The 18,259-nt window shown below is 48.4% G+C and carries 9 protein-coding genes; 4 read left to right on the forward strand and 5 right to left on the reverse strand.

Annotated features, from left to right (window positions below; all coding sequences use genetic code 11):
* Nucleotides 1-14: 14 nt before the first annotated feature.
* From GWK09_RS13685 to GWK09_RS13695, 3 genes are read right to left on the reverse strand one after another with little or no spacing between them, the layout of a single operon-like run.
* Complete coding sequence (locus tag GWK09_RS13685) at nucleotides 15-851, reverse strand: sugar phosphate isomerase/epimerase family protein (protein WP_163694031.1); 837 nt, start codon at nucleotides 849-851, stop codon at nucleotides 15-17.
* A 42-nt stretch (nucleotides 852-893) separates the two neighbouring features.
* Complete coding sequence (locus GWK09_RS13690; protein ID WP_163694032.1) at nucleotides 894-1,607, reverse strand: gluconate 2-dehydrogenase subunit 3 family protein; 714 nt, start codon at nucleotides 1,605-1,607, stop codon at nucleotides 894-896.
* Nucleotides 1,608-1,610: 3 nt separating this feature from the next.
* Nucleotides 1,611-3,329: a GMC oxidoreductase gene (locus tag GWK09_RS13695; RefSeq protein WP_163694033.1), complete on the reverse strand. Its 1,719-nt coding sequence runs from the start codon at nucleotides 3,327-3,329 to the stop codon at nucleotides 1,611-1,613.
* Between the two features lie 315 nt (nucleotides 3,330-3,644).
* On the opposite strand from GWK09_RS13695, the gene GWK09_RS13700 reads away from it, so the two are divergent.
* The 3 genes from GWK09_RS13700 to GWK09_RS13710 all read left to right on the forward strand — a co-directional run bounded on the left by GWK09_RS13700 (nucleotide 3,645) and on the right by GWK09_RS13710 (nucleotide 11,938).
* Nucleotides 3,645-6,815: a SusC/RagA family TonB-linked outer membrane protein gene (locus tag GWK09_RS13700; protein WP_239530947.1), complete on the forward strand. Its 3,171-nt coding sequence runs from the start codon at nucleotides 3,645-3,647 to the stop codon at nucleotides 6,813-6,815.
* A 5-nt stretch (nucleotides 6,816-6,820) separates the two neighbouring features.
* A complete protein-coding gene (locus tag GWK09_RS13705) occupies nucleotides 6,821-8,506 on the forward strand; it encodes a RagB/SusD family nutrient uptake outer membrane protein (protein ID WP_163694034.1) in 1,686 nt (561 codons plus the stop codon).
* A gap of 105 nt (nucleotides 8,507-8,611) precedes the next feature.
* Complete coding sequence (locus tag GWK09_RS13710) at nucleotides 8,612-11,938, forward strand: FG-GAP-like repeat-containing protein (protein WP_163694035.1); 3,327 nt, start codon at nucleotides 8,612-8,614, stop codon at nucleotides 11,936-11,938.
* On the opposite strand, the gene GWK09_RS13715 is transcribed toward GWK09_RS13710, so the two are convergent.
* Entirely contained in the window at nucleotides 11,895-14,012 is a 2,118-nt protein-coding gene (locus GWK09_RS13715) for a thioredoxin domain-containing protein (RefSeq protein WP_163694036.1), read from the reverse strand. The two genes, GWK09_RS13710 and GWK09_RS13715, sit on opposite strands and share 44 nt — an antisense overlap.
* Nucleotides 14,013-14,059: 47 nt before the next feature.
* Complete coding sequence (locus GWK09_RS13720) at nucleotides 14,060-14,731, reverse strand: carboxylesterase family protein (protein WP_239530948.1); 672 nt, start codon at nucleotides 14,729-14,731, stop codon at nucleotides 14,060-14,062.
* 221 nt (nucleotides 14,732-14,952) lie between these two features.
* Between GWK09_RS13720 and GWK09_RS13725 the strand changes: the two genes are divergently transcribed.
* Nucleotides 14,953-18,240, forward strand: a complete 3,288-nt coding sequence (locus tag GWK09_RS13725; RefSeq protein ID WP_163694038.1) for a hypothetical protein — start codon at nucleotides 14,953-14,955, stop codon at nucleotides 18,238-18,240.
* The last annotated feature ends 19 nt before the right edge of the window (nucleotides 18,241-18,259 follow it).

An 18,259-nucleotide genomic window follows, 5' to 3' on the forward strand; every position in this document is an offset into this window, starting at 1 on the left:
CTTGTGCGTTACTCTTACTCTGTCTTGAAGGATCTGAGAAACGCGAGGCTTTGGGGGACCTGCTGGAGCACCCGGGATGATTCGTCCTCGATGAACATATATTCTATCCCCACCTCTTTTGCCTTCACCACGATGTCATAGATCGGTATCTGCCCCTTTCCCAGTACCACATTGGTCTCCACGTCTTCATGCCCTGTATCGTTCCCTTTCAGACCTATTTCCATATCCTTCAGGTGAAGCAATACGAACTGGTCTGTGTACTTGTCCAGAAGCGCCAGCGGATCTGCACCCCCGTGCTGAGCCCAGTACACATCCAATTCAAAGTAGAATTCCTCGGCATTCTCTGCCATATAATCAAACAGGGTACCGCCTTCATAAGGCCTGAACTCATATCCGTGAGGGTGATAGGCCAGCGTGAGGTTTTGTTTGTATAGAACTTCCCCTGCCCTGTTGAAGACTTCCACAGCCTTTTTGGTATCCTCGATCGTGAAATCGTCTCCATCGTGGGGTATCCATGCGCACATGACGTATTTTGCCCCAAAGGCTTTGGCCTTTTCTGACACACCTTCCGGGTCGTTGGCCAGCTCTTCAAAGGAGGCTCCCACACTAACCACTTCCAGGTCGTATTTCTCGAGTAATTTTTTAAAATCTTCGAGGGGCAATCCATAGGTATCCCCACCTTCCACCTTGCTGATCCCCCAATCGTGAATGGTCTTTAGTGTCCCTTCCACATCGGTCTTGAACTGGTTCCTGAGGCTGTAGAATTGCAGTCCGACCTCCTGTGCCTGTATATTCTGAAGGCAGAGGCCCGCCATAAGGGATAGAGTGATTATTTTCTTGATTCGCTTCATGTTCTTTAGTTTTTTCACGGTTTTACGTATTCACGATAGTACTCAGGTGAGGAGGTTGCCGTTTTCATCCCATTCCGCGATGACACCCCTTTTGCTCTGATCCACGCATTTTGCAAGCCATTCCTCATCATAGGCCACCCCGTGCTGCTCCAGCACATCCTCAGGCACCCCGTCCCAGATGTTAGGCATATTGCCTTTGTACCCGAGGTCCTGAATCCCGACTTTTGAGGTGTAATATCCCGTGAGGGTGAGGTTCCGCATCAGGTTGAAGAACTGTATCTCCAGAGGGTGCTCATCCATGGGGATTTTCGGGTCGTAAAATGCGATCGCATCAAGGATCTTCTTTTGGGACTCTTCAACGGTCGACTTGAATTCTGTGCCGTAATCCGTGTTGCTTTTGTGGTCTAACCACATGAGTCCGCCCCTCAACGTGGTCTGTAGGTCCGGAATATCCTTAGCCATGAATTCTATGAATTCAGGTACGCCTGCATCTGTAGGACCCCCATTCTCATTGGGGGGCAGGATCAGGTTGCTCAAAACCTCTATGGTCTGCAATTCGTGCTCGTTGAAGAACTGCTCCGCATTGAGTTTGGCAATTTCCTCCAGCTCTTCCGGGGTTCTTCCAAAGTACTTGTCGTCCTTGGCCAGTTCCCGGGCCAGGGCCTCCTGCTCTTCTCCCGGTTTGCAGCCGTGTATGGCGAGTCCCCCCGCTACGGTCCCCAGCAGGATGGATTTTATACTTTTTCTTCTGTCCATGGCTTAAATATTTTGTTTCTTCAGTTGATCCACTATATAATCGGACGCTCTCCAGGAGAGGGCGAGGATGGTCCAGGTACAGTTTTTGTCGGCCTGGGAGACAAAGGGTCCGGCGTCCGTGATGAACACATTGTCTGCATCGTGCAATTGCTGGAACTTGTTGACGACCGATCGCTTTGGATCGTCTCCCATGCGGGTAGTTCCTACCTCGTGGATGATCATTCCGGGAGCCAAAAGACCGTAGTCCTGCTCCTTGGTAGGAGTATCCCCAAGCGGTTCCCCTCCCATGGCATGAATGAGTTCTTCAAAGGTCTGCTGCATGTGCTTTGCCTGTTTTTTCTCAAAATCGGACCATTTGTACTTGAAGCGAAGCACCGGAATACCGAATTCATCCACCGTGGTCGGATCGATCTCACAGTAGTTGTCTTCCCTCGCAATGGCCTCACCCCTGCCTCCAAACCCGATCACGGACCCGTAATACTTTTTGACGTCCTTTCTGAGGGAGGGACCGTACCCGCCCGTTGGCAGGCCGAAAAATTTGTTGAAGTCGTTCGGATTAAAGCCGAAACCGTAGTTGGGCATTCCGATACCTCCCCAAACCTCGATGTGGTAGCCTCGGGGAAAATCCAGATTCTTGTTGTCTAACCACCAGGGGGTATACACGTGCATGCCTCCCACTCCGTCTTCATTGTACATCTTTCGGTTCATAAGGCCCGGAATAAAACCGGCCCTGCTGCTCCCCGTAGAATCATGGAGGTACTTGCCCACCAGGTTGCTGCTGTTACCCAGGCCGTTGGGATGCTGGGCGCTTTTGGAATTCAGCAGGATACGCGCCGAACTACAGGCAGATGCGGCCAGCACGACCACCTTACCCCTCAGTTTGTATTCCTTCCGGTCTTCCTTATTGATATAGGATACCCCTGTGGCCTTACCTTCCTCGTTGGTGGTCACTTCCCGTACCACCGAATTCACGTACAGGTCTACCTGGCCCCCGCTTTTCTGAGCCGGAAAGATCAGGCAGGAACCCGAGGAGAAATCTGCATAGACCTGGCAGGCTCTGGAACACTGTCCGCAGTAGAAACAAACACCCCTTTCCTCGTTGATCTTCTTCGTGAGCATGGACATGCGGGAGGGGATGACGGGAATGTTCATTTTCCTGGCCCCCTTGATATAAAAGAGCTCGTGCAGCCTGGGTTTGGGCGGTGGAAGGAAAAAGCCGTCCGGGTCGTTGGGCAGGCCCTCATTGGTGCCAAACACCCCGATCAGTTTATCGACCTTGTCGTAATAGGGTTTCACATCCTCGTACCCTATTGGCCAGTTCTCTCCGAGACCGTCTACATCCTTGTGTTTAAAGTCCTTGGGGCCAAAACGCAGGGAGATACGACCCCAGTGATTGGTCCGGCCTCCCAGCATATGGGAGCGGAACCACCAGAAATTCGTATCGTCCTTTTGGGTATAGGGTTCGCCCTCAATCTCCCAGCCTCCATAGGCCATATCGAATTCCCCGAAGACCCTGGAAGTGCCTGCCCCCCTGCGGGGTGATTCATAGGGCCATTTCAGCTGGGTCATTTGCTTGGGGTCTTTCGGGTCGAAATAAGGGCCGGCCTCAACGACCGCGATCTTGAGTCCCGCATCCGCCAGGACCTTGGCAGACATACCGCCTCCCGCTCCAGATCCGACAATGATGGCATCGTACTGAACAGCGGTCTCTTTGATTTGCATAGGGAATGAATTAAGGAACTGAAGCCAAGTTAAAAAAATTAATAAGACAAAAATGGAATTCTGATTTTCGGACCTGAACCAACTCATCCTATTAAGCATCAACCAGGCCTCCAATATTTTAAATCAGGGTGAATGAAAAGGCCCGTCATTTCTTGTGAAGCCAAAAATTTTTTAAACATACTGTAGAGGCTTTCACATAATTTTATTAATATTATACTTAATTTATAATTTCTTTAACATTCCTGCGAAATCGATATAGCAGGTTCAGAGACTGAATTAACACGAAATCATTAACTAACTAAACGAGACACGATTATGATTCGAAGACTTAACCAACACGGGGTGAAGCCCGGTATGTGGAGGTCTGTATGCAACTCCACCGCAGCAGGGGTATTTTCTCTGCTTTTATTTTTTTCGGTATCTGCGGCCGTTGCCAACCCGGCCTATCCCACAGATGACAAAGCAGAGAGTGTACAGCAAACCATCACAGGTACGGTTACAGACGACCTGGGGGCACCCCTGCCCGGAGCCAATGTGCTGGTAAAGGGCACGACCAACGGAACACAAACCGATTTTGATGGAAACTATACCATCACGGCCAATGCAAACGATGTGCTAGTTTTTAGTTATATCGGATTTGCACGTCAGGAAGTTCCTATCAATGGCAGGAGCAGGATCGACGTACAAATGGCGGAAGATGCGAGTCAGCTTTCCGAAGTGGTCGTTACCGGATATGCCACCCAGACCCGGGGAGATATTACAGGGTCCGTTGCCTCCGTCGATATTTCGGAAGCTACCAAGGTTCCATTGGTGAATGCCGCCGAAGCCCTTGAAGGTAGGGTGACAGGGGTTACGGTTACCAATGCAGGTACACCAGGAGCCTCTCCCAAGATTGTGATTCGTGGTTTTGGTACAAGCAACAATACCAACCCCCTCTATATTATTGACGGGGTCCAAACGGATAACCCATCTATCCTAAACAGTATCAATCCCGGGGACATCGAACAGATGAACGTCCTCAAGGATGGTGCTGCAGCGATCTACGGTGCCAGGGCATCCAACGGGGTTGTGATCATTACGACGAAAAGCGGGAAATACAATCAGGCAGAACCTACCGTAACCTTCAATGCCTATACCGGTGTTTCGAGGGCTACCAATCTGCCAGACCTGCTCAATGTACAGCAACACGGGGAGATGATCTTCCAGAGTCTCTCCAATGACGGAGCCCCGGTTTCTCACCCACAATACGGCAGTGGAGCATCTCCTGTGGTTCCGAGCACTGTTCAGGGATATACCCGAGTGGTCTCTTACGACCCTATTACCCGGGCACCCAGGACCGCATCGGTAAATCAGCCCAATGGTACAAACTGGTTTGATGAAATCACCCAGAATGCACCCACACAGAATTTTGACCTGTCCATTTCAAATGGTAACGAAACAGGCAGGTATTTCCTCTCTGCCAATTACCTGAATCGGGAAGGTATCCTGAATGATACAGGATTCAAGCAGGGGATCACCAGGCTGAATTCAGAATTCAAAATAGGAGAAAGAATCACCATAGGAGAACACCTCAATGCCTCCTTCTCCCGCCAGCAGGAAGGAACTCTGGAAGCCATCAACATGGCATACCGCTTTACTCCTCTGGTTCCTGTCTTCGATGACGAAGGGGATTTTGCAGGATCCGGCGGACCCGGGTTGAGCAATACCCGTAACCCTGTGGCCCTGCTGTCACGAGGATCGGACAATTACAACAAGATCTTTAGGGTCTTCGGAGATGTATATCTGCAGGCTGAACTTTACGAAGGGCTGAGTTTTAAAACTACCTTGAGTGGAAACATCGAGAATTTCGCTCAGAGAAGGTTCCAGGCCCTGGATCCTGAATTCATTGAGCCATTGTCTACCAACACCCTTTTCGAACAGGATATCAATAATTATTCCTGGACATGGAACAACATCCTTTCTTATAACACCGTGATCGGAGACCACAACATCAACGCCCTCGCCGGTGTGGAGGCCGTGGAAGAAAGCAGCAAGGGGAAAGGACTCAGCAGGAATGGTTACCTGTTTGAAACCCCTGATTTCTATTTGCTGAGCAATGGTAGCGGCACTCCTAATGTGGATTTTGCTTATGATGGAGGAAACACCTTGTTCTCCATCTTCGGAACCGCGAATTATTCCTATAAAGGAAAGTACTTTGCTACTGTGACACTGAGGAACGATAAGTCCTCCCGATTCCTGGGAGATAACCAGAGCCAGACCTTCCCTTCATTCAGTGCCGGATGGCTGGTCAGTGATGAGGACTTTTTCCCTCAGGACGGGTTTGTCAACAGGTTAAGGGTTAAAGCCTCCTACGGACAACTGGGGAACCAAACCTTGCCGGTGAGTAACCCCACGATCAATATCTCCAACCTGAACGAGTCCCTGGCCAACTACAGTTTAAACGGGAGCAGCATTGCTACCGGGGCAATCCTGAGCCAGGTAGGTAACCCCAACCTGAAATGGGAGACCAGTGTGACTACCAACTTCGGTGTGGAAATGGTAATGTGGGACAATGCCCTCACCTTCTCCCTGGAAGTATTCGATATCGATACACAGGATCTCATTACCAGGGATTTCAGCCTGATCAGTACCACAGCCATTGACGCTACGGCTCCTCTGGTAAACCTGGGAGATATTCAGAACACAGGTTTTGATCTCTCTATCGGATATAACCATGAAACTGATTATGGACTCAATTACGCGATCAATGCCAATATCTCACATTATAAAAACGAGGTGAAGGACCTGATCAGCGACTTCCAGGTAGGACGTACTGACCTTCGAGGCGGGGCTGTGACTCGTACAGAAGTAGGCCGGGCCATCTCCGAGTACTACGGAAGGAAGGTAACAGGCTTTGACAGCAACGGGCGCTTTACCTATGAGGATGTGAACGGGGACGGCACTATCAATGATGAGGACAGGACCTATATAGGTTCTCCTCACCCTGATTTCACCTATGGTGTGAACCTGAGCGCAGGCTATAAAGGGTTTGATGTATCTGCCTTCTTCTCCGGTTCCAAGGGGAACGATGCCTATAACTATCAGAAGATCTTTACCGACTTCCCTACTTTCTTTGACGGGAACAGGAGCACCAGGGTACTGGATTCATGGACACCGTCCAATACCAATGCATCCCTTCCGGCTCTGAGTCAGACCATTCAGAACGCCGAGACCCAGCCAAACTCCTATTTTGTGGAGGATGCCTCCTTCCTGAGGATGAAAAACCTTCAGGTCGGTTATACCTTCGACCAGAATATTACGGAGAGCCTGCGCCTGGATATGCTGAGACTGTACGTGCAGGGTACCAACCTGTTCACCATTACGGATTACGAAGGACTCAACCCTGAAGTTATTTCAACAGATAACTTATCTTTGGGTGTCGATGGACCTAACCCTGTCTTCCCATTGGCCCAGATACTCACTATAGGTATTAACGTAAAATTCTAAAAAAAATGAAAAAGAGATTCTTTGTTTATTTCACCCTATTCGCTGTAATATTTGCTTGTAGCGATGACTTTACCGATGTCCCGGCTATTGGGGCACTCAGTGACCAGACCCTTCAGAATGAACAGGGGGTAAATCTCCTGTTGGTGGGCGCCTATTCTGCCCTTGACGGGATTCGGAACAACCAGCCCGGTGCAGACTGGGCCGTGAGTGGTGACAACTGGTGGTTTGACGTCCTTGCGGATGATGCCCATAAGGGTAGTACGGATGGGGACCAGGCCGACCTCTATTTATTAGAGATCTATGACTGGACCTCAGGTAACCCATACCTCACCGTTTGGGACGGGCGTTTTGCCGGTGTAAACCGAGCCAATGCAGTGATAAGCCTGATCAATAAGATCCCAGAAGGCGATTTTACCGCTCAACTGGCTGAGGCCAGATTCCTGAGAGGACACTTCAATTTCGAACTCCAAAAGATGTTTGGGAACATACCCTTTATCTCCGTGGAGAATTATGACGCGACCGAGTTCAACCAACCGAACTCCGGGCCAATTTGGGATCAGATTGAGGCCGACTTCCAGTTTGCGGTAGACAACCTGCCAGCATCCCAGTCTGACGTGGGAAGACCTTCTTCCTGGGCCGCCAAGGCATACCTCGGGAAGGTTCATATGTTCCAGTCCGAGTACGCGGCAGCTGCCACCTTGTTCACAGATGTGATCAACAATGGACCCTATTCCCTCCTGCCTGAGTTCGTGGATAACTTCCGACTGGCCGGGGACAACAGTGTGGAAGCTATCTTCTCCATACAGTTTACCACGGATGGTGGACAATCCCTGAACGGCAACAGAGGTGGTACGCTCAACTTCCCCAACCCTGGACCTTTCGGTTCATGTTGCGGGTTCTACCAGCCTACCATCGACCTGTCTAACGCCTATAAGACAGATGGAACAGGTCTTCCTTTGTTAGATACCTTTAACGACAGTGATATCGCCAACGATTATGGTGTGGAGAGTGCAGATCCTTTTGTTCCTGAAGCAGGACCCCTGGATCCCAGACTCGATTATACCGTGGGTAGGAGAGGAATCGACTACAACGGTTACGGTACACATATCGGTAAGGATTGGATCCGCGCCAGCTTTGCGGATATCTCCGGACCCTACCTTCCCAAGAAGAACGTGTACTATGCCGGAGAGGATGGCAACGCTGGTACAGGTGCCTGGGGGCAACAGCACTCGGGGATCAACTACCACATCATCCGCTATGCCGATGTACTGCTGATGGCTGCCGAAGCCGCTGTGGAGGCCAACGACCTGGCCACAGCCCTGGATTATGTGAACCAGGTGCGCAACAGGGCCAAGAACAGCTCTTACGTACAGAACGATACCGGTACAGGGCCAGCAGCCAATTACCAGATCGAGCCCTACGCGAGCTTTCCTTCCCAGGACGTTGCCCGTCAGGCCGTGAGGTTTGAGCGCCGTCTGGAATTGGCCATGGAAGGGCATCGTTACTTCGACCTGACCCGCTGGGGCGTAGCTGAAAGTGTGATCAACGAATACACTCAGAACGAAGCCAGGGCAATCCCTAATTTTGGTACCAAAGTGGGCACGTTCATGTCTAATATGAATATCCTTCCTATCCCGATCAACGCGATCGACCTTAGTGGAGGAGCACTGTCACAGAATCCGGGATACTAACAACAAACCGACCGGTGTTAAAAGCAGGGCATGTTAAATGCCCTGCTTTTTGTTTTATGTACCCCCTGCTTTCTATATATTTATGGGATGAGAATATGTGACCCTATGCGCTGCTTTACCTTGACTCTTTCTGCCCTAATCTTGTTGCAGGGCTGTACCGAATCCCCGGAAAAAAAGAACACAGTTTTCAGGCCTCTCGATGCCAAGAACACCGGAATCGCCTTTGAGAACCGACTTACCGAAAGCGATACCCTGAACTATTTTACCTACGCCTATATCTACATGGGAGGCGGGGTCTCGGCCGGAGACATCAATAATGACGGGCTGGTCGACCTGTTCTTTACCGGCAATATGGTACCCAACAAACTCTATCTCAACAAAGGAAATATGCAGTTCGAGGACATATCCGAGGCTGCTGGGATTTCCGGGGATCAGCGCTGGTACACCGGGACTACCATGACCGATGTGAACCACGACGGACTCCTCGACATCTACTGTTCCGTGGGCGGGCAAAGCGGGAACAGAAGGAATCAGCTCTTTATCAACAACGGGGACCTGACCTTCACGGAAAGAGCCGCCGAATACGGTCTGGCAGACGCCGGTAACAGCGTTCAGGCCACATTTTTTGATTATGACAGGGACGGCGACCTGGATATGTATCTGGCCAACTATCCCCCTACCCGATTCGATGCCCCCAATAGCTTTTACCTCTTCAAACAACAGTACCCCAAGCCCATCGAAACCGATAAACTCTATCGCAATGATGGGGATACCTTTACCGACGTCACCCGGGAGGCAGGGCTTTCAACCTTTGGGCTTTCCCTGAGCGCCACCATAGGCGACCTCAACCAGGACGGCTGGCCAGACATCTATGTTTCAGACGATTTCTCCACTCCCGATTACCTCTTTATAAACAACCAGGACGGAACGTTTTCCGAAGTAGTGAAACAAGTCACCAAGAACACCGCCTTTTATGGCATGGGTGTGGATATTGCCGATTTTAACAATGACGCCCTTCTGGACATCCTGCAGGTAGACATGACCGCCAATGTAAACAGGCGGTCCAAAGCCAATATGGCCAGCATGAATCCGGATCTGTTCTGGAGCACGGTGAATTCCGGCTTTCACTACCAGTACATGCAGAATGCCCTCCAGCTCAATAATGGCCTGCTTCACGATACCCTGCCTGATTTCAGCAATATTTCGAGGCTGGCCGGGGTAAGCTCAACCGACTGGAGCTGGGGTCCTCTCTTCGCAGATCTCGACAATGACGGGTGGAAGGATATCTTTATTTCCAACGGAACCCGCAGAGAGATCAACAACCGGGACTTTTTCCTTAACTGGGAAAAGGAAGGGCGACCTATGGACAACCTCCTGGCACGTTCCCAGACCATCCCTTCAGAGCCTATAGACAATTTCGTGTTCAGGAACAACAAGGACCTCACCTTCTCACAGGTCAACAAGGACTGGGGCATTTCTTTCGAAGGGTTTTCAAACGGTTCGGTCTATGCCGACCTCGACAATGACGGAGACCTGGAGATCATTACCAATAACATCGATGACAAGGCCTCGGTCTTCGAGAACCTGGGTACGCCCGGTAATAAAACACTTACCCTGAGATTTAAGGGCCCCGAATTGAATCCTTTTGGCCTAGGCGTGCAGGTAAGGACTATGAACCAGGGGGAACAGCAGTTCCAGGAAATGACCCTCAGCAGGGGTTTTCAATCCTCTGTAGCCCCTGAACTCCACTTTGGCCTGGGGCCTGTAGAAAAATTGGAAAGCCTACAGGTGCGCTGGCCGGACGGAAAAGAACAGGTACTTACGGAGGTCTCCCTGAATACGATCCTGAATATTTCCTACGCAGATGCAAAACCTGCCGAAGTGAATGAAGTAAGGGAGAAAGCCACACTTTTCTCCATGGAAGATCCCTCCGAAATGGGGATCGACCTCAGGCATGAAGAGAATTATTACAACGACTTCCTCAAAGAGATCCTCCTCCCCCACCAGACCTCTATGTTCGGACCTGGGATTGCCGTTGGAGACCTCAACGGGGACGGACAGGACGATTTTGTGGTGGGCGGAGCGTCCAACCAACCTACAGGGATATACTTTAAAACACCACAGGGATTTATCAGACAGCCCTTCCCCTCAGTGGCTCGCGACAGTGTGTACGAAGATCTTGGAGCACTCATCTTCGACGCCGATGGGGACGGAGACAACGACCTCTATATGGTGAGCGGGGGAAATGAATTTCCCGCCGGATCAGAATTGTTACAAGACCGGCTATACGTAAACAATGGCTCAGGCTATCTGGAGAGGGCACCAAAATCCCTGCCCGGGATGTTCAGCAGCGGTTCCAGGGTAAAAGCCGCAGATTTCGACGGGGATGGGGACCTGGACCTTTTCGTGGGTGGCAGGCTGGTGCCGGGCCAGTACCCATTACCGGCCAGGAGCTACATCATGGAGAACGTGAGCACACCCCAGGGAGGAGCACTGTTTCAGGACATCACTAATTCCGTAGCCCCTATGCTCGGGGATCTGGGTATGGTCACGGATGCCATCTGGACGGATTACGACCGGGACGGCTTGTTGGACCTGCTCGTCACCGGGGAATGGATGCCCCTGACGGTGTTAAAGAACGAAGGTGGGAGTTTTAAAAATGTAACTGTGGAGACCGGACTGGAAGACAGTACAGGATGGTGGTTCAGTATTCAGGAAGGGGATTTTGACGGGGATGGCGACCCGGATTATATTGCGGGCAACCTCGGCCTTAATTACAAGTACAAGGCCAGTGAACAGGAGACCTTTGATATTTACTATCACGATTTTGACAAAAGTGGTACCTCAGACATCGTCCTGAGCTATTTCAACGGAGGGAAAAAATACCCCCTGAGGGGAAGAGAATGTTCTTCTCAGCAAATGCCAGGCATTAAAAAGAAATTTGAGGATTACGCCTCCTTTTCAACGGCTACCCTTGAAGACGTCTATACAGAGGAATACCTGGAAGATGCCCTCCATTACCAGGTCACCTCCTTCGCCAGTGTATACCTTGAAAATACGGGGAAAGGCTTTGTAACTCACAAATTACCTAACCTGGCCCAGGTCTCCAGTATCAACCAGATCCTAGTAGATGACTTCGACGAAGACTCACATCTTGACGTGGTCATCGCCGGCAATCTGTACAGTTCGGAAGTAGAAACCCCACGCAACGATGCCAGCAACGGATTATTCCTCAAAGGAAATGGAAAGGGTGTATTTAAAGCCGTAGCGAACCGGGAAAGTGGCTGGTTTACGCCAGGCGATGTCAAGGATATGGTAGAGATCACCATTGAAGGGAACCGGTACGTGCTCGTGGCGAGGAACAGTGACACCCTCCGGCTGGTAAAGGTCAATAAGCCCGGAAGTCCCGCAATTGCTGCAAGGCTTCCGTAACCGTCTTCACTGGCAGTTTACAGGTGTTGTTGCTGCAGACATAGATAAAGGTTTCCCCTTCAAAATACCGGTCGTCAAAAAGGGCGATCTCACTGGGTGTAAAGCTGCCCGCCACAAGGGCATTCGGAAGGAATAGTTTCTGGAATTCCAGAGAAAGGAGGGCTGCCTCCGGACCTACCGTCACGATCTCATAATAGGGATAGACCCTGCTTAACATCAACCGGGCCCAATAGGAGTAATTAGGGATGGCCTCCCCTACTCTGGGTTCCATCGTCTTCAGGAGTCGCCCTGCCTTTCCCATAGCCTCCTTGTCGTATTGGAGGTGCCCCAGAAGAATGAGGTTTTCGCAGACCATAGCATTGGGAGAGGGTATCACCCCGTCGTCTACCTTCAGGATGTCCGAGATGAGATCCGTATCCTGGTTATAGCGGTATAGACCTGAATTTGCTTCGTAAAAACGTTTTTCGACCTCCTTCATAAGGCGATTGGCCATCTCTAGGTATGCGGTATCCAGCGTGGCCTGGTAAAGGGAAAAAGCCGCCCTGGCCATGAAGGCATAGTCTTCCAGGAAACCCTCCTCCCGGGTACTACCCGGCTTGTAGGAATGGATCAACCTCCCTTTTTCGAATGCCGTATCCATCACGGCCTCGTACACCCGACGGGCCCTGTCGAGGAATTCCTGCTCCCCCGTTGCAGCATAGGCATCTACGAAGCCCGTGATCAGCAAGGCATTCCAGGAGGTAATGATCTTATCGTCCTTCCTGGGAGCCACGCGTGACTTCCTGGCAGACAAGAGTTTATGGTGCCAGGATTCCAGACGGTTCCTAAAATCTGTCATTGACATTCCATGCGACTGAGCAAATTCGCCTTCTTCCCCTGACCTGTACAGGACAAACCGGCCCCCTTCCCAGGCAGACGAAGGGCGAATGGAATAAAACTCGGCAAAGAGTTCAAATTCACCTCCCAGCACCTCCTTTAATTCCTTCTCTGTCCATGTGTAATAAGCCCCTTCAATACCTTCACTGTCTGCATCCATGGCGGCGAAATAACTCCCATCCGGTCCTTTCATTTCCCGATCTAGGTAGGCCGCGGTTTCAGTGATCACCCTCCTGTATGAGGGGTCTTTGTAAATGGCATAGGCCTTGGAAAAGAGGCTGAGGAGTTGTGCATTGTCATAAAGCATCTTCTCGAAGTGGGGCACTTTCCACTGAGGATCCGTGCTGTATCTGAAAAAGCCTCCTCCTACGTGATCGTAAATCCCCCCCTGAAGGATTTTGTCCAGGGTGTTTTTCGCAAATACATCTGCTTCCAGGTCCCCGGTTAGCCGGGCATAGTCCAGCAGGAAGCTGAGGTTTGCCGGCATGATGAACTTCTCCCTGCCAAGGTTGCCGCCCATTTCCATGTCCCACTGCGGTTTCCATCGGGCTACGGCCTCTAGGAGGTGCTCTGAGGAAAGGGGTGCTTCTGATTCGGCCCTGGGAATAAAATTGACCTCCGCCACCCCTTTGGCCACGCGGTCTGCGTAGTCTTCTGCCGCCTTTCGGTCTGCCCTGAATTTGGTGTTGACATTAGACAGAACATCCATCCATTGCCGTTTGGTGTGATAAGTACCGCCGTAAAGCGGTTTCCCGTTGGGTAGCAGGATCACGTTCAGGGGCCAGCCTCCGCTGCCTGTCATAAGCTGTACGGCAGTCATGTAGACTTCATCCACATCGGGGCGTTCCTCCCGGTCTACCTTAATGCTGACAAAGTGCTCGTTCATGAGTTCGGCCACTTCCACGTCCTCAAAGGTCTCTTCTTCCATCACGTGGCACCAGTGGCAGGAAGAATATCCGATGCTGACAATGATCAGTTTCTCCTCCTCACGGGCTTTCTCCAGTGCTTTTTCCCCCCAGGGCAACCAATTCACAGGATTGTGGGCGTGTTGCAGCAAATAGGGGCTGGTTTCGTGGACCAGGTCGTTGGTAAAGGGATGTTCTTCCCCCTTTGCCTCCCTGTTCTTACAGCCCAGGACGAGGCTAACAGAAATCAGAGCAGTCAGGGCATAGAAAAGTCGGTATAAGGGGACGTTCACGTTTACATGCGGTTAGAAAGTCGAAAATACAATAATTCCGGCTATGCTCATTTTCTCTTCTGTTTGACCATCCATTCGTAAAGGGCTTCAGTGGCATAGGCCTGTTCCCAAGAATTGTGACCTACCCCCTCGTAGACCGTAAAGGCGACATCGTATCCCATTTCTTTGAGGGCGGCGACCATGTCTTCTGATTCTGAAAATGGGATGGACTGGTCCTCCGTCCCGTGGAAGACCCATATGGGCAGCTCCCTGTCTATCCAGGAAGCATAGGGCACCGGAGCCATCCCGCAAACCACGGCCAGGGCAGCAAAGCGATCGGGGTACTGCACCGCCAGGTCCCAGGCGGCACTTCCTCCCCGGCTAAGGCCCGAGAGATAGATGCGTTTGGGATCCACCCTATGGTGGGCGATCACGGTATCTAGGAGTTGCATAACCGAGTGGACATTCCACCACTTTTTTTTGTGGGGGTTTTGGGGGGCCAGCACCATAAAGGGAAAGGGGTAGCCTTCGGCCAGCATTTTTGGGGGGCCGTTCTTCTTGAGTTCCCCCAGGGTTTCCCCGGATTCCCCTCCCCCGTGGAGGAAGAGCAGCAGGGGAAACAACTTCGAATCCTCCTTCTCATACTCCTTTGGGAAATACAGGTAGTATTGCAGGTTTTCCTTCAAGACGGTCTCCTCTTCCCCTTCGATAAGCTGTTTTTGGGCGGAGCAGGAATACAAAAAAAACAAGGTCCAAAATAACAACAATATTTTCTTACTCGTTATTGACAACACATCTATCATTATTCAATCTTATCAAACAGTGTGAGTACCTTATCCTTAAAATGTAATGGCGTCACAAGAATATGAACTATTACGGAAGTTTATCGAGACTTCTGTTGAAATTACCTAAAAATGATTAATCTGCTAAAATCTTTTATGCGCTTTTCTATATTTGCTTAATGACCAAAAAAGTACTTTTTTTCGCCCTCTTCTCCTCACTTATATGTTTTTCTCAGGAAAAAATTCCTTTCGTTGATCTGGATGTGATCTCAAGTCTGGCAACTGAAAGCTCCAGCCAAGGAGATTATGAGAAAACACTGGAAATTCTGAACAGAATACATAAAAATGACTCGGCCTATTGTTCCGTCTTAATTTCCAAGACTTATTATCTCATGACTTTGAAAAGATATGAGGAAGCTATTGAAGTGGCTGACCTAGGATTGAAGGATTCTTGTGGGGACAATGACCGGTCTTTTTTCGTAAATAAAGGAGTGGCGTTATTGAATCAAAACAATACCTCTGCTGCTTTGGAAGTTTTCAACGAAGGTATTATTAGATTTCCTAAAAACAAGCTCCTTTGGTATAACAAGGGTGTGTGTCTTGAGAAATTAGACCTGATTAACGAAGCAGTAGAAGCCTATGAGATGGCTATGACTTTGGATCCTTTCTATAAAAATACATACCTCCAGCTCGGGAATTTATGTTATAAACAAGAGTTAATTAGTCAGGCAATGATGGCGTATAATCTTTATGTGCTTTTAGAACCTGACGCGGAAAATGGATTAAGTGTCTTACAATCATTAGACAATCTGGTTAAATCGAAGAATTCCAATCAGAAAGATCCGAAAATTGAGATTTCACCTGATGATGAAATATTTGAAGAATCGGATTTAATTATCAATAATAGAATTGCTCTGAATGAAAAATATCAAACGGGAAATGAAATAACCATTGCGCTTGTCAAGCAGAATCATGTTCTTCTTCAAACGTTAAAAGACCTTAAGGGTGAAGGAGGTATTTGGATTTCAAAATTCGTTCCTTTCTACAATTGGATTACCGAAAGTGAAAAATTCGATCCATTCATTTACACATTGTGCAACGCAATTGAGAATGAAAATTTTAAAAAGGTCGTAGAAAAAAATGAAAAGGAGATTAAGAGTTTTATTGATTCATTTAGGGCTAAATGGCTTTCTATTGCACAAAGAGAAAAGATCGCTCGCAATGGTAAGGACTTGGTGGTTACCAATTATTATTCAGATGGATATGTAAGTGGGATTGGCCAAATGTCAGGTGAGGTACCTATAGGAAATTGGGAATTCTATAATTCAGACGGCAGACAAACGGCATATGGAAAATTCGATGAATCAGGAAATCGCGAAGGGCAATGGGTTTGGTTCAATCAAAAGTCGGACACTAGCGAGGTCGCATTTTATTCTTCTGGTAAGTTAAATGGTCCTAACAGACAATTCTATGAAAATGGACGTATAAAAATTTCAACTTCCTACAAAAATGATGAATTAGAAGGTGAATATCTCTATTACAACGAACTCGGTGCTCTGCTGCAGGAAAAGTCATATAAAGAGGGGAAATTGGAGGGAAATTTTGTGGCCTATTTCAATGTGGGGAAAATTATACCTGAATTCAAGAGGACGTATAAAGCGGGAAACATAGATGGAATAGCCTATGAGTATTTTGCTGACGGGAACGTTTATTCAGAGATATATTTTGACAATGGCCAGAGAAATGGACCAGAAAAGACCTATTATATAAATGGAAATTTATCCATGGAATTTATGAATGTCAATGGAGTATCGAATGGTCCGTATAAAACTTATTACTTCAGCGGCACGATCAAAGAAGAAGGCAATTTAGTAGAGGGCAACTACCACGGTAATTGGCGAACCTATTATCAAGATGGCACCGTGCAGAGTATTTATAAATATGATAATGGATTAATCGATGGGCTTTATCAATACTTCGATGCGGATGGTAAACCCTACTATGAATATGAGTATAGGAAAGGAGAAGTAATCGCTTACAGATATTTTGATAAAAAAGCCCGTATCCTTACTGAAAATCGCAAAAAAGGAGGGGAGTTTTACTATAAAGGGTACTCACCCCAGGGCGTTCTGACGTCTGAAGGTCTTTATGACATAAAAGGCGGTAAAACAGGTGAGTGGAAGTACTACTCAAATAATGGTACAATTTCCGCCCTAGGTATTTACCAAGAAAACAAGTTGGAAGGAAATTACACGAGCTACTATAAAAACGGGACAGTCGAATCTATCACTCCTTATAAGAATGATTCTCTAGCCGGCTATTACTCAGATTCTCATATTGATGGAAAACTAAAAACTCAAGGCTGGTATAAAGATAATGTTCAATCTGGCGAATGGAGGACCTACTTCGGAGACGGGACCTTAGAAAAAATAAATTTCTATCATAACGGACTTCTTCATGGGGAGCAAATTTTCTTTGCAGGTAACGGAAAGAAAATTAATCAAACCTATTATCGATTTGGAAATCTATTGAAAGAAATTTTCCTTGATGCCAATGGGAAAATTTATGAAACCTTGAATTACGAGGATAAGTCCGGGAAATTTGATATGCGAAGCAAGCATATCAATGGGGCTACCAATAAAATTATTTCCTATTTGAATGGAGTACCACATGGGCCGTACCAAAAATTTGATGCCTACGGAGTCTCAAGAATAAACGGTAATTTTCTGAATGGTTCGGAAAATGGGGAATGGAAATGGTATCATGCTAGCGGATCTATCGAACGCGAAGCTCCCCTGGTACTGGGTACCCTGAATGGTGAAGTAAAAAATTATTACGAGAACGGGGGCATCGAGAGCACTTATTATTACGAATATGGTTCCTCTGAAAAAACATGGACCACTTACTACGATAATGGTAACAAAAACACTTCTACTGAATATAAAAACGACCTACTCCACGGAAAGAAAGTGTTTTACAGTAGCGATGGACATACTCAACTCATCAGGTTTTATGAGCGTGGAAGGTTAATTGGTTACAGCTATCTGGATCAGAATTCAGAAGAATTACCTATGATTCCACTCGAGAATGAAACCGGTATTATTAGAGCCTTTTACAGCAATGGCAATCCTTCGAGAGAAATGGAATACGCAAATGGCGATATCGTCAATATCTACAGAGAATTCTATTACTCAGGCGGGCTAGCAGAGGAGATTCCGTTTCTATTGGGGGAATATCAGGGAACTAGAAAAGAGTTCTATGCTAATGGAACTCTTAAGAAAACAGAGGAATACAACTTGGGTGATTTACATGGTGTCACAGAAGAATATTTTGAAAATGGCAGTCTGAAGAGGGTACAAAATTTTAGGAATGGAGAAAAAAATGGACCTACTATCCTCTACAACAAGGAAGGAAAAATAGAGTCGCAAGAGGAGTATTTTAACGGAGAAGTCATCTCTACCATATGAGAAAGGAATGATTCGATTG

Source organism: Muriicola jejuensis (assembly GCF_010671595.1).
GTDB classification, from domain to species: Bacteria; Bacteroidota; Bacteroidia; order Flavobacteriales; family Flavobacteriaceae; genus Muriicola; species Muriicola jejuensis.

Coding starts and splice junctions, on each gene's coding strand:
- GWK09_RS13685 (WP_163694031.1), bottom strand. CDS start 851: ATGAAGCGAATCAAGAAAATAATCACTCTATCCCTTATGGCGGGCCTC.
- GWK09_RS13690 (WP_163694032.1), bottom strand. CDS start 1,607: ATGGACAGAAGAAAAAGTATAAAATCCATCCTGCTGGGGACCGTAGCG.
- GWK09_RS13695 (WP_163694033.1), bottom strand. CDS start 3,329: ATGCAAATCAAAGAGACCGCTGTTCAGTACGATGCCATCATTGTCGGA.
- GWK09_RS13700 (WP_239530947.1), top strand. CDS start 3,645: ATGATTCGAAGACTTAACCAACACGGGGTGAAGCCCGGTATGTGGAGG.
- GWK09_RS13705 (WP_163694034.1), top strand. CDS start 6,821: ATGAAAAAGAGATTCTTTGTTTATTTCACCCTATTCGCTGTAATATTT.
- GWK09_RS13710 (WP_163694035.1), top strand. CDS start 8,612: ATGCGCTGCTTTACCTTGACTCTTTCTGCCCTAATCTTGTTGCAGGGC.
- GWK09_RS13725 (WP_163694038.1), top strand. CDS start 14,953: ATGACCAAAAAAGTACTTTTTTTCGCCCTCTTCTCCTCACTTATATGT.